We start from the raw sequence: 12,245 nt of genomic DNA on the forward strand, positions 1-12,245 counted from the left end.
GAAGAGCGTCCCGAGGTCGGGAGCGGTCTTCGACCTCGGACTATCGAGGGGGTTCGGTCAGCCGACGATGGCGAGGACGTCGCGCGCGGAGAGGATGAGGTACTCCTCGCCGGCGTACTTGACCTCGGTGCCGCCGTACTTGCTGTAGATGACCTTGTCGCCGACGTTGACGTCGAGCGGGACGCGGTTGCCCTTGTCGTCGATGCGACCCGGACCCACGCTCAGGACCTCGCCCTCCTGGGGCTTCTCCTTCGCGGTGTCAGGGATGACCAGGCCGGAAGCCGTGGTCTGCTCGGCCTCGAGGGCCTTGACGACGATCCGGTCCTCGAGGGGCTTGATGTTGACCGACACGATGTCGACCTCCACTTTCCACAAGTCGTTGGTTGCTGTCTTGAAGTTCGCGCGCCTGGTCCGACGTACGCCGTCGCGGGGGTCGCGCATCGGCACGGGCGCTGGCACCCTCACCAGGAGAGTGCCAGTGGAAAAACTAGCACTCGGGCTCCGCGAGTGCCAGCGCGCCCACCTGTGCGCGAGGATGCGGGGCGTGGACGTCGCGGCGGTGGAGCAGCTGGTCGGCCCGTCCGGGCAGGCCCTGCTCGCGCGGGCGACGCGCGCCACCGAGGACGACCCCGATCCGCTGCGCGTGCAGACGGAGCTGCGGCGGCACGCCGAGCCGGCCCTGGTGGCCGCCGCGCTGACCCAGGTCGAGCTGCGACGTCGTGCCCGCGCCAAGTTCGGCGACCTGGCCGACGTCATGTTCTTCACCCCCGACGGGCTGGAGCAGTCGACCCGGCTGCCCGTCGCCGCCCACCGCGCCGCACGGCTGGTGGCGGCCGGCACCGGCACCGTGGTCGACCTCGGCTGCGGCATCGGCGGCGACCTGGTCGCGCTGGCCCGGGCCGGGATCACCTGCGCCGGCGTCGACCTGGACCCGGTGCGGGTCGCGGTCGCGCGGGCCAACCTCGCGGCCCTCGGCCTGGGTGGGGCGGTCGCCGTCGCCGACGCGACCACCGTCGACACCACCCCCTTCGACGTGGCCTTCGCCGACCCGGCCCGGCGCACCGCGCGGGGACGGACGTTCGACGCCGACGGCTGGACCCCGCCGTGGCCCTTCGTGGAGGGGCTGCTGCGCCGCGCCTCGTGCGTGAAGACCGCCCCCGGGATCCCCCACGACCTGGTCCCCGAGGGCGTCGAGGCCGAGTGGGTCAGCGACCACCGCGAGGTCAAGGAGGCCGTGCTCTGGTCGGGCCGGCTGGCCACGACCCGCCGGCGGGCCACCGTCCTCGGCGACGGCGGGCTGGCCACGATGACCGACGACGAGGACCCGGGTCCTGGCGCGGTCGGCGTCGGCCCGGTGTCGGCGTACCTCCACGAGCCGGACGGCGCCGTCGTCCGCGCCGGCCTGGTCACCGCCGTGGCCGCGGTCGTCGGCGGGCAGCTGGTCGACGAGCACATCGCCTACGTCACCTCCCCGGAGCCGGTGCGCACGCCGTTCGCGCGCTGCTACCGGGTGCTCGAGGAGGTGCCCTACCGGGAGAAGCCGCTGCGGGCCGCCCTGCGCGAGCGCGGCGTGGGGCGGCTGACCATCAAGAAGCGGGGCGTCGCGGTGGTGCCGGAGGAGCTGCGCAAGCGGCTGAGCCTGCGCGGGGACCAGGAGGCGACCCTGGTGCTGACCCGGGTGGCCGGCCGCGGCACCGCGCTGCTGGTGGAGCCCGTCACGTGAGCGAGCCTCCCCCCGGCCGGACCGGGGTCCCGCCGGCAGCCGCCGCTCCCGTCGACCCCGCGGCCGACCACCGCCGCTGGATCGCGCTCCTGGTCTGCTGCAGCGCGCTGTTCATGACGCTGCTCGACGTCTCGGTGACCAACGTCGCGCTGCCCTCGATCGCGGACTCGACGGGGGCCGGGCCCGCGCAGCTGCAGTGGGTGGTCAGCGGCTACACCCTGGCCTTCGGGCTGGTGCCGGTGCTGGCCGGCCGGCTCGGCGACGACCACGGCCGCCGCCGGATGTTCCAGGTCGGCGTGATCGGCTTCGCGCTGACGAGCGCGCTCTCCGGGCTGGCGCCCACGGCCCCGGTGCTGATCGCGATGCGGGTGCTCCAGGGGATCTCCGGGGGCCTGATCAACCCCCAGGTCTCGGGTCTGATCCAGCAGATGTTCCGCGGGGGTGAGCGCGGCCGGGCCTTCGGTGCGCTCGGCACCACGGTCGGCCTCGGCACCGCGCTGGGACCGCTGGTGGGCGGCGTGCTGATCGCGCTCGGCGGCCCCGACCTGGGCTGGCGGCTGGTGTTCTTCGTCAACGTGCCGGTCGCGGTCGTGGTCGTGGTGATGGCCCGGCGGTTCCTGCCCGACAGCCCGGCCACCGGCCGGCACCGGCTCGACGTGGTCGGCGCCCTGCTGCTCGGCGCGGCGACCCTGTGCGTGCTGGTCACCGCGGTGGAGTACGACTCGGTGGGCTCGCGGCTGCTGCTGCTCGCGGTCCCCACCGTGGTCCTGCTCGTCGTCTTCTGGCGGCGCGAGAGCCGCCTGACCCGCACCGACGCCGACCCGCTGGTCGACCTGCGGCTGTTCCGTCGGCCGTCGTACACCTCCGGGGTCGTGCTGGCGCTGTGCTACTTCCCCGCCACCGCGGGCCTGCCGCTGGTGCTGGCCCTCTACTTCCAGCGCGGGCTCGGCTACAGCGCCCTGGAGTCGGCGCTGGGCGTGACGTCCTTCGCCGTGGGCAGCGCGGTCGCCGCCCAGACCGCGGGGCGGTTCGTCACCCGGCTGGGTCGACCGATGGTGGTCGGCGCGGCGCTGCTGTTCGGCCTCGGCGCGGTCGCGATGGCCCTGGTCGCGCGCACCGTGCCCACCGAGCACGCCGCGCTGGTGCTGGCGGGCCCGCTGTTCGTGATGGGGCTGGGCAACGGCGGGCTGATCACGCCCAACCAGGCGCTCACCCTGGCCGACGTCGACCCGGTCACCGGCAGCACCGCCGGCGGCGTCCTGCAGACCGCGCAGCGGGTCGGGCTCGCGATCGGTCAGGCGGTGATCGGGGCGGTGTTCCTGTCCGCGGTGGACGGCACCGGCCCCGCGGCGTACGCCGGTGGGCTGGGCGCCGCGGTCACCGCCGCCCTGGGCTTCGTGGCCCTCGCCGTGGCGATCGGGACCGCCGACATCCTGCGTCAGCGGTCGCGCGCACGCCGCTGAGCGACCATCGCGAGCGCCCGCCCCAGGAGCAGCGCGAGCAGCACGCCGGTCACGTCGGCGACCCAGTCGCGCCAGTCGCCGTCGCGCTGGATCGGCAGGGTGGCCTGGAGCACCTCGCTCAGGGCGGCGTACGCCGCGAGGCCCACGCCGAGCCGGACCCGCGGGACGGCCGCGAGCAGGCCCGACAGCGTCAGCACGGCGAAGATGGTGGCGTGCACGACCTTGTCGTTCGGGCCGCCTCTGGGCACGTCGGGGCCCGGGGTCAGGAAGGCCACCAGGCTGGCCAGCACGAGCAGCAGGAAGAGCGTCCGCGCCGCCACCAGCGCGACCGGGCGGGCGCCGGTGGTCGTGCTCAGGACAGGCCGGCGCGCTCGGCGCCGATGGTGGTGTCGGGCCCGTGGCCGGTGTGGACGACCGTCTCGTCGGGCAGGTCCAGCAGGCGGGTGCGGATCGACTCCAGGATCAGGTCGGCGTCGCTGAAGGACCGACCCGTCGCCCCGGGGCCGCCCTGGAAGAGGGTGTCGCCGGTGAAGACGCAGCCGAGGTCGTGGACGTAGAGGCAGATCGCGCCCGGTGCGTGGCCCGGCGTGTGGATCACCTTGAGCGCCGCGCCGCCGACCTTGATCGTCTGGCCGTCCTCGAGGTCGACGTCCCACAGGAAGTCGGGGTGGGTGAGCTCCCAGACCTCCTTGTCGGCGGGATGCATCAGGATCGGGGCCGAGACCCGCTCGCGCAGCGCCGGCGCCACCCGCACGTGGTCGTCGTGGGCGTGGGTGGCGATGATCGCCTTGACCTGGCGACCCGCGACCACGGCGAGGATGTCGTCGACGTCATGGGGGGCGTCGATCACGACGCACTCGTCGTCGTCGCCGATGACCCAGACGTTGTTCTCGACCTCGTGGGTCTCGCCGTCGAGGGAGAAGGTGCCGCTGGTGGTGGCGTGGTCGACACGGACGTGGGAGCTCATGGGGCGACCCTACGCAGGCGGGTGCGGGAGGATCGGCGGGTGGCCACCCTCGAGCAGCTCTGGGGCGACCTGACCCGGGTCGGACCCGACCGCGGCGACCACCGGGTCGCCCTGCGTGCCGCCGTCTCGGTCCTGGTGCCGCTGCTGGTGCTGGCCGCGCTGGGGCGGCTGGAGTGGTCGATCTACGCCACCTTCGGGGCGTTCACCTCGCTCTACGGCCGGGAGCGGCTGCACCCGGCGCGCACCCGCATGCAGGTCACCGCCGCCGGGGTCCTGACGACCTGCGTGACCCTCGGCGTCCTGGTGGGGTCGCTGCCGGAGCGCCGGTGGGTCGCGGTGGTGGTCGGGGCGATGGTCGCGGGGCTGGCCTCGCTCGCCTCCGACGCCCAGGGGTGGCACCCGCCCGGGCCGCTGTTCCCGGTCTTCGCCTTCGCCGCGACCGCCTCGATCGACTCCTCGGCCGCGGACGTGCCGGTCGGCCTGCTGGTCACCGGGTCGGCCGCCCTGCTCGCGGTGGCGGTGGGCGGCGCCGGCCAGCTGCGCCGCGCGCGGGTCCGTCCCCAGGAGGTCGCGCGCACCCCCGTGCCCCGCGTCGACCTCGCCGCGGTGGCCCGGCGCCACGTCGCCCGCTGCGCCGGGGCCGCCCTGGTCGCCGGGGCGGTCGCGACCGGCCTGGGCATCGGGCACCCCTACTGGGCCGTCGTCGGGGCGGTGGTGCCGCTCTCGGCCCACGCCCTGCTCGCCCAGGTCGTCCGGGGCGTGCAGCGCCTGGTGGGGACGGCCCTGGGCCTGGTCGTCGCGGCGGCGCTGCTGGCCCTGGACCCGCGCGGGCTGGTGCTGGTCGTGGTGGTCGTGGTCCTGCAGGGGGTTGCGGAGCTGCTGGTGGGCCGCAACTACGCGCTCGCGCTGGTGGCGGTGACCCCGCTGGCCCTGCTCGTGGGGCACCTGGCGGCGCCCAGCCCGGCGGGTCCGCTCCTGCTCGACCGCGGGGTCGAGACCGTGGTCGGCGTCGCCGTCGGCGTCCTGGCCGGGTGGCTGACCCGGGACCGGCGGCCCCGCGGCACCGGTGGTGGGGGCTCAGCAGCCGCGGCGTGAGGCTCCGGGCACGTCCAGCGGCAGCCGTCCCGGGGCTCGCTGCTGCCCGAGGAGGACGGCGACCAGGTTGTCCAGGACGACCGGCTCGTCGCCGTACGTCGCCAGCTCGACGCGCGAGGACACCCGTCCGAGCACGCCGGGACGGTCCAGCGCGACGGTGACGTCGGCGGGTGCCGGGGTGCCGCCGTCGCTGCCGACCAGGGCCAGGGTGGGGGCGTCCGCGCGCACGACGACGGTGCGGAAGACCGGCACCTTCTTGGTCACCTCGACGCGGGTGCGGACCTTGACCACGCGGAACTTCTTCCCCCCGGGCTTCGGGTGACGGATGCGCTTCCTGACCTTGGTCACCTCGGTGCGGTGGCCGGTGACCACCCGGCGGCTGCCCGCACGCACGCGCCTGGTGGTGTCGTGCAGGACCGTCACCCCGCGCGCCTCCAGCCGGGGCCCGAGGGCGGCCACGTCGGAGGCGGGTCCGACCAGGCGCACGCGGTCGGCGACCAGGCGACCCGAGCACGGGCCGGCCACCGACGTGGTCGCGGCCCGGGTCAGGGCCGCAGCCGCGCCGCGCCCGCTGCCGGGGGCCGCTGCCCGACCCCGCGGCAGCGCGTGCAGGGCGTCGATCATCCGGGCGGCGGCCTGGTCGAGCCGGCCACGGTCGAGGTGACCGGTGCGCACGGCGCGCACGATCGCGTCGCGGGCGGCCCGGGGGTCGGGCGGCATCAGCAGCACGTCGGCCCCCGCCCGCAGCGCCCGCACCGCGGCGGCGGGACCGGGTGCCTGCTGCTGCACGCCGGCCATGTCGAGGGCGTCGGTGACCACGAGACCCCGGAACCCCAGGTCGCGGCGCAGCAGGCCGGTGGTCACCCGGCGCGAGATCGACGCCGGGACGCCCCGGTCGACGGACCGGACCGCGATGTGGCCCACCAGGACGGCCGGCGCGTGGGCGGCGACCGCCGCGACGAACGGGACCAGGTCGGTGCGGCGCATCCGCCGCAGCGACCGGTCCTGGACCGGCAGGCCCAGGTGGCTGTCGGTCGTCAGCGCCCCGTGACCGGGGAAGTGCTTGACCACCGGGAGCACGCCGGCGTCCTCGACGCCCCGGGTGGCGGCCACCACCTGGCGCGCCACCGCGGCGGGGCGTCCACCGGCCGAGCGGGAGCCGATGGCGCTGTCCCGGTCGCCGACCGTGACGTCGGCGTCGGGGGCCAGGACGACGTCGAAGCCCAGGCCCCGCATCTCCGCGGCGCTGGCGCGGGCGGCCCGCCGGGTCAGGTCGGGGTCGTCCGCCGCGCCGGTGGCCATGAACGCCGGGAAGTCGGTGCTCGGCGCCCCGACCCGGTCGACGAGCCCGCCCTCCTGGTCGACGCCGACGAAGGCGGGCCATCCGCGTCGTCGCACGACCCGGTCGACGCTGCGGTTGACGCCGCGGACCTGGTCGGGCGAGGTCACGTTGTCGCTGAACGCGATCACGCCGCCGAGGTGGAGGCGCCGCACGAGCGGCGCGGGCGAGGCGGTCCCGGTCCAGCGCGTGACGATCACCTGTCCGGCGGTCTGGCGCAGGGTCATCCGGCGTACGGCGCGCTCGCCGAAGGTGGGCCCGGGCTCCTGCGGGGCGGCCGACGGCGTGCGTCGCCCCTCCCCCGTCGCCTCCGGACCCCCGCTGCTGCACCCGGTGAGGAGCAGCAGGAGGGTCAGGAGGCCGACCAGGGGCCGGGGCACGGCGCTCAGAGGATGACGACCGAGCGCAGCACGTCGCCGGAGTGCATCTTCTCGAAGGCGGCCTCGACGTCGCCGATCCCGATCTCCTCGCTGACGAACGCGTCGAGGTCGAGGCGACCCTGGGTGTAGAGGTCGACCAGCATCGGGAAGTCGCGGCTGGGCAGGCAGTCGCCGTACCAGCTGGACTTCAGCGACCCGCCGCGCCCGAAGACGTCGATCAGCGGGATCTCCGGGATGGTCATGTCCGGGGTCGGCACGCCGACCAGGACCACGGTGCCGGCCAGGTCGCGGGCGTAGAACGCCTGCTTCCAGGTCTCGGGGCGACCGACCGCGTCGATGACCACGTCGGCGCCGAAGCCGCCGGTGAGCTCCTGGATCGCCTCGACGGCGTCACGGTCCTTGCTGTTCACGGTGTGGGTCGCACCGGCGGTGGTGGCCGCCGCGAGCTTCTTCTCGTCCAGATCGACCGCGATGATCGTGCCCGCACCGGCCAGGGCCGAGCCCGCGATCGCGGCCACGCCGACACCGCCGCACCCGATCACCGCGACCGACCTGCCGCGCCCGACGTTGCCGGTGTTGATCGCCGCACCGATACCGGCCATCACGCCGCACCCGAGCAGGCCCACGGCCGCCGGACGCGCCTCGGGGTCGACCTTGGTGCACTGACCGGCCGCGACCAGGGTCTTCTCCGCGAAGGCCCCGATCCCCAGGGCCGGGCTCAGCTCGGTGCCGGCGCCCTCCCCGTCGGCCAGCGTCATCTTCTGGGTGGCGTTGTGGGTGGCGAAGCAGTACTGCGGCTCCCCGCGCTTGCAGGCCCGGCACTCACCGCAGACCGCGCGCCAGTTCAGCACCACGAAGTCGCCCGCGGCGACCTCGGTGACGCCCTCGCCGACGGCCTCCACGATCCCGGCGGCCTCGTGGCCGAGCAGGAACGGGAACTCGTCGTTGATCCCGCCCTCGCGGTAGTGCAGGTCGGTGTGGCACACCCCGCACGCCTGGACCTTCACCAGCGCCTCCCCCGGGCCCGGGTCCGGGACGTTGATCGTCACCAGCTCGACCGGCGCCCCCTTGCTGCGGGCGATGACGGCCTTGACCTGCTGCATGCGGTGCTCCTCGTTCGGTGGGGTGCGGGGGGAGACCCCATCCAAGCCGACGGCCGGTCGGGGTGCGCCGCCCGGGGCGTACGACGGCGGCAGTTTCCCAGGTGATGAACCCACACCGCCTCCTCACAGAGGTTGCACCCTGTGCAGAGAGGCAGGAAGGGTTCATCACCTGGGAAACCGGGCGGCCTGCCCGATGCCGCGCCCGCCCGCCCGCTCAGACGGCGAGGACCTCGGTGACGGGGAGGGAGGAGTCGGCGGGGAGGTCGAGGGAGGAGGGGGTGCGGCCGCGGGCGACCATCTCGGAGCCGAGCGCGGCGACCATGGCGCCGTTGTCGGTGCACAGGCCGGGGCGGGGGACGCGGACGCGGATGCCGTGGACGGCGGCGCGCTCCTCGGCCAGGACGCGCAGGCGCGAGTTGGCGGCCACCCCGCCGCCGATCAGGATGTCCTCGATGCCCTGGTCCCGCGCGGCGTCGACGGCCTTGCGGGTCAGCACGTCGCAGACCGCCTCCTGGAAGGACGCGGCCACGTCGGCGACCGGGACCGGTTCACCGGACAGCTCGCGTGCCTGGACCCAGCGGGCCACCGCCGTCTTGAGCCCGGAGAAGGAGAAGTCGAAGCGGTGCCGCTCCAGGTCGCGGCGCGAGGAGAGCCCCCGGGGGAAGTCGATGGCCACCGACGAGCCGGACCTGGCGGCGCGGTCGACGTGGGGTCCGCCGGGGAAGGGCAGGCCCAGCAGGCGGGCGACCTTGTCGAAGGCCTCACCCGCGGCGTCGTCGATGGTCGAGCCCAGGGGCTCCACGGTGGTGGTCACGTCCTCGACCCGCAGCAGCGAGGAGTGCCCCCCGGAGACGAGCATCGCCAGGCACGGGTCGGGCAGGGCGCCGTGCTCGAGCTGGTCGACGGCGACGTGGGCGGCGAGGTGGTTCACGCCGTACAGCGGCTTCTCCAGCGCCAGCGCCAGCGCCTTGGCCGCCGCCACGCCCACCAGGAGCGCGCCGGCCAGGCCCGGGCCGGAGGTGACGGCGATCGCGTCGACGTCGGCGGGGACGATGCCCGCGGTCTCGCACGCGCGCCGGATCGTGGGCACCATCGCCTCGAGGTGGGCCCGCGAGGCGACCTCGGGCACGACGCCGCCGAAGCGGGCGTGCTCCTCGACCGAGGACGCGACCGCGTCGGCGAGCAGCGTGTGGCCGCGGACGATGCCGACCCCGGTCTCGTCGCAGGAGGTCTCGATGCCGAGCACGAGCGGTTCGGAGAGGGGTACGCCGGTCACGGCGTCATCGTGCCACCGGTCGGGCCCGGCAGGTCGACCCGGAGCACGACCTGGAGCACCAGGGCGGTCGCCCCGTCGGCGTAGTAGCGGCGTCGACGCGCCAGCTCCACGAACCCCGAGCGGGCGTAGAACGCGATCGCCCCCGCGTTGTCCTCGCGCACCTCCAGCAGCACCCGCTCGGCGCCGGCGGCCACGGCCCGCGAGAGCACCGCGGCCAGCAGGGCCGAGGCGACCCCGTGCCGCCGGGCCTCCTCGGCGACGGCGATCCGCTGGAGCTCGGCGACGTCGCCGGCCAGCGAGGTCACGGCGTGCCCCACGACCGCTCCCCCGGCCTCGGCTACCAGGTAGCCGACCGTCGGCAGCTCCGCGCGGAGCCCGGCCTCGACCAGCCCGGCGCTCCAGGCGTCGCGGCCCAGGCACGCGGCCTCGAGGCGCACGACGTCGTCGAGGTCGGCCGCGGTCGCGTCGCGCACCTCGGTCGCGTCACCCCTGGCCCCGCCCACCCGGTCATCCTCCCAGTCCTCGGCGACGACCGCGGCCGCCCGGACCCATCCGGGACGGCGTCGGCGCCGAACACCACGCATGGCACCTCACCCCGACACCCGCTCCCGCGGCCTGCTCGCCCCGTTCGTCTCCGGCGTGCTGGCCGCCCTGGCCGGGTCGGCGGTCGGGCACCTCGTCGCCGCCGTCCTCGTCCCGGCGAGCTCGCCGGTCCTGGCCGTCGGCACCGAGGTCATCAACCTGACCCCGACGCCGGTCAAGACCTGGGCCGTGCGCACCCTGGGCAGCAACGACAAGCCCGTCCTGGTCGGCAGCGTGCTCGTGGTGACGCTGCTGCTCGCCGGCGTCGCCGGTGTCCTGGCCAGCCGCCGGTTCCCGGTCGGCGCGGCGCTGCTCACGCTGCTCGTGGCCCTGGCCGGGGTCTTCGCCCTGGTCCAGCCGGCCGCCGGTCTCGTCGACGCCCTGCCCGCCGTGGCGACGGCCCTGGTCGGCCTGCTCGTCCTGGCGCTGCTGGTGGGTCGCCTCCACCTGCCCCGTCGCGGGAAGCGCGAAGCCGGCGCGACCGACGCCCCGGCACGGTCGACCGACCGCCGCGGCTTCCTGGTCGGGGCCGGCGCGATCGCGGCCACCGCGGTCGTCCTCGGTGGTGCCGGCGAGCTGGTGATCCGGGCCCGCAACAAGATCTCCGACGTGGTGCTGCCCAAGCCGAAGAACCCGCTCCCCGCCATGTCGGCCGGCCTGGACCAGCGCGTCCCGGGCGTGAGCCCGTTCGTGACGAAGAACGCCGACTTCTACCGCGTGGACACCAACCTGAGCGTCCCGGTCGTCGACGTCGGCTCCTGGAAGCTCACGGTCGACGGGGACGTCAAGAACCCCTTCAGCCTCTCCTTCGAGGAGCTGACCAAGATGAACGTCGTCGAGCGCGACATCACCATGACCTGCGTGAGCAACGAGGTCGGCGGCAACCTGCTCGGTGCCGCCCGCTGGCTCGGCGTACCCCTCAAGGACGTCCTGGACCGGGCCGGGGTCGGCAGCAAGTCCGACCAGATCCTGTCCACCGCCGTCGACGGGTTCACCATCTCGACGCCGCTCAAGGCCGCGCTCGACGGGCGCGACCCGATCCTCGCCTTCGGCATGAACGGCCAGCCGCTCCCGCGCGAGCACGGCTTCCCCGTGCGCCTGCTCACCCCCGGCCTCTACGGCTACGTCGGCTCCACCAAGTGGCTGACCCAGCTGACCCTGACGACGTACGCCGCGCAGGAGGCCTACTGGACCAAGCGCAAGTGGGCCATCGACGCCCCGATCAAGCTCTCGAGCCGCGTGGACACCCCGGCCCCGCTGTCGACGATCAAGGCCGGCGACACCGTGATCGCCGGGGTCGCCTGGGCCCAGCCGGTCGGCGTCGCGAAGGTCGAGGTCCGCATCGACGGCGGCGCCTGGCAGGAGGCCAAGCTCGGCTCCGACGCCGGCACGCAGTACTGGCGCCAGTGGTACCTCCCCTGGAAGGCCACCTCGGGCAGCCACATGATCGCCGTGCGCGCCACGGACGTGAAGGGCAAGACCCAGACCGCCAAGCGCGCCACCCCGTTCCCGGCGGGCTCCAGCGGCATCCAGGAGGTCGTCGTGACGGCGACCTAGGAAAAAAGTTTCAGATCGCCCCATCCGCCCGGACCCGGGCACCGAACACCTAGTACAGACGTCAACCGAAAGGCATCACCATGAACAGCACTCTGCGTCGCACCGGCCTTGCCGCTCTCGCCCTCACCCTCTCCACCGGCGTGGCGGCCTGCGGCTCCTCCTCCAGCGACTCGAGCGGTTCCTCGAGCAGCTCGGCCTCGTCCTCCTCGCCGTCGGCCTCCGCCTCGGAGTCCCCCTCGGCCTCGGCGTCGTCGGCCTCCTCGACCAAGCCCTTCGGCTCGGCCTGCACCGCGGTCCCGGCCTCCGGCTCGGGTTCGTTCCAGGGCATGTCGACCGCCCCGGTGGCCACCGCCGCCAGCAACAACCCGGTCCTGAAGACCCTGGTCGCCGCGGTCACCGCCGCCAACCTGGGTGACACCCTGAACTCCGCGAAGGACATCACCGTCTTCGCGCCGGCCAACGCCGCCTTCGCCAAGATCCCGGCCAAGGACCTCAACGCGCTGCTCAAGAACAAGAAGGAGCTCACGAAGGTCCTGACCCACCACGTGGTGGCCGGCCGCCTGAGCCCCGACCAGCTGGCGGGCACCCACAAGACCCTCGCCGGTGACACCGTCACCGTGAAGGGCTCCGGCGAGAAGTTCACCGTCGGCTCCGCCAACGCCAACGTCATCTGCGGCAATGTGCAGACCGCGAACGCCACCGTCTACATCCTCGACGGCGTTCTCACGCCCGGCAAGTGACATCGCTCCAGATCTGCGAA

13 protein-coding genes are annotated in these 12,245 nt (G+C 74.7%); 5 read left to right on the forward strand and 8 right to left on the reverse strand.

The window, feature by feature from the left end:
* Nucleotides 1-57: 57 nt before the first annotated feature.
* Entirely contained in the window at nucleotides 58-351 is a 294-nt protein-coding gene (gene groES, locus ACYVDA_RS09085) for a co-chaperone GroES (RefSeq protein ID WP_460818148.1), read from the reverse strand.
* Nucleotides 352-544: 193 nt separating this feature from the next.
* Here groES and ACYVDA_RS09090 point away from each other — a divergent pair, with 193 nt between their 5' ends.
* Both ACYVDA_RS09090 and ACYVDA_RS09095 read left to right on the forward strand, forming a co-directional pair.
* Complete coding sequence (locus ACYVDA_RS09090) at nucleotides 545-1,723, forward strand: class I SAM-dependent methyltransferase (protein ID WP_460817450.1); 1,179 nt, start codon at nucleotides 545-547, stop codon at nucleotides 1,721-1,723.
* On the forward strand, nucleotides 1,720-3,186 hold the full coding sequence (locus tag ACYVDA_RS09095; protein WP_460817453.1) for an MFS transporter: 1,467 nt from the start codon (nucleotides 1,720-1,722) through the stop codon (nucleotides 3,184-3,186). Before ACYVDA_RS09090 ends, ACYVDA_RS09095 begins: the two co-directional genes overlap by 4 nt.
* Here ACYVDA_RS09095 and ACYVDA_RS09100 read toward each other — a convergent pair.
* Nucleotides 3,162-3,506, reverse strand: coding sequence for a VanZ family protein (locus ACYVDA_RS09100; protein ID WP_460817455.1), 345 nt, complete (start codon nucleotides 3,504-3,506; stop codon nucleotides 3,162-3,164). The two genes, ACYVDA_RS09095 and ACYVDA_RS09100, sit on opposite strands and share 25 nt — an antisense overlap.
* 32 nt (nucleotides 3,507-3,538) lie before the next feature.
* Complete coding sequence (locus ACYVDA_RS09105; protein WP_460817457.1) at nucleotides 3,539-4,153, reverse strand: MBL fold metallo-hydrolase; 615 nt, start codon at nucleotides 4,151-4,153, stop codon at nucleotides 3,539-3,541.
* A 39-nt stretch (nucleotides 4,154-4,192) separates the two neighbouring features.
* Between ACYVDA_RS09105 and ACYVDA_RS09110 the strand changes: the two genes are divergently transcribed.
* Entirely contained in the window at nucleotides 4,193-5,248 is a 1,056-nt protein-coding gene (locus tag ACYVDA_RS09110) for an FUSC family protein (protein WP_460817460.1), read from the forward strand.
* Here ACYVDA_RS09110 and ACYVDA_RS09115 read toward each other — a convergent pair.
* The 4 genes from ACYVDA_RS09115 to rimI form a co-directional block, all read right to left on the reverse strand.
* Nucleotides 5,231-6,967, reverse strand: a complete 1,737-nt coding sequence (locus tag ACYVDA_RS09115; RefSeq protein WP_460817462.1) for a glycoside hydrolase family 3 N-terminal domain-containing protein — start codon at nucleotides 6,965-6,967, stop codon at nucleotides 5,231-5,233. The genes ACYVDA_RS09110 and ACYVDA_RS09115 overlap by 18 nt on opposite strands.
* Nucleotides 6,968-6,972: 5 nt before the next feature.
* Nucleotides 6,973-8,070 carry an S-(hydroxymethyl)mycothiol dehydrogenase gene (locus ACYVDA_RS09120; protein WP_460817464.1) on the reverse strand — a complete coding sequence of 366 codons (1,098 nt, stop codon included), beginning with the start codon at nucleotides 8,068-8,070 and terminating at the stop codon, nucleotides 6,973-6,975.
* Nucleotides 8,071-8,284: 214 nt separating this feature from the next.
* Nucleotides 8,285-9,346, reverse strand: coding sequence for a tRNA (adenosine(37)-N6)-threonylcarbamoyltransferase complex transferase subunit TsaD (tsaD, locus tag ACYVDA_RS09125; protein WP_460817466.1), 1,062 nt, complete (start codon nucleotides 9,344-9,346; stop codon nucleotides 8,285-8,287).
* Nucleotides 9,343-9,849: a ribosomal protein S18-alanine N-acetyltransferase gene (rimI, locus tag ACYVDA_RS09130; RefSeq protein ID WP_460817470.1), complete on the reverse strand. Its 507-nt coding sequence runs from the start codon at nucleotides 9,847-9,849 to the stop codon at nucleotides 9,343-9,345. Before rimI ends, tsaD begins: the two co-directional genes overlap by 4 nt.
* A gap of 79 nt (nucleotides 9,850-9,928) precedes the next feature.
* Here rimI and ACYVDA_RS09135 point away from each other — a divergent pair, with 79 nt between their 5' ends.
* Entirely contained in the window at nucleotides 9,929-11,485 is a 1,557-nt protein-coding gene (locus ACYVDA_RS09135; protein WP_460817472.1) for a molybdopterin-dependent oxidoreductase, read from the forward strand.
* A 61-nt stretch (nucleotides 11,486-11,546) separates the two neighbouring features.
* Here the strand turns inward: ACYVDA_RS09135 and ACYVDA_RS09140 are convergent, their stop codons facing one another.
* Nucleotides 11,547-11,813, reverse strand: a complete 267-nt coding sequence (locus ACYVDA_RS09140) for a hypothetical protein (RefSeq protein WP_460817474.1) — start codon at nucleotides 11,811-11,813, stop codon at nucleotides 11,547-11,549.
* On the opposite strand from ACYVDA_RS09140, the gene ACYVDA_RS09145 reads away from it, so the two are divergent.
* Complete coding sequence (locus ACYVDA_RS09145) at nucleotides 11,812-12,225, forward strand: fasciclin domain-containing protein (RefSeq protein ID WP_460817478.1); 414 nt, start codon at nucleotides 11,812-11,814, stop codon at nucleotides 12,223-12,225. The two genes, ACYVDA_RS09140 and ACYVDA_RS09145, sit on opposite strands and share 2 nt — an antisense overlap.
* The last annotated feature ends 20 nt before the right edge of the window (nucleotides 12,226-12,245 follow it).

It is taken from the genome of Nocardioides korecus (assembly GCF_054778395.1).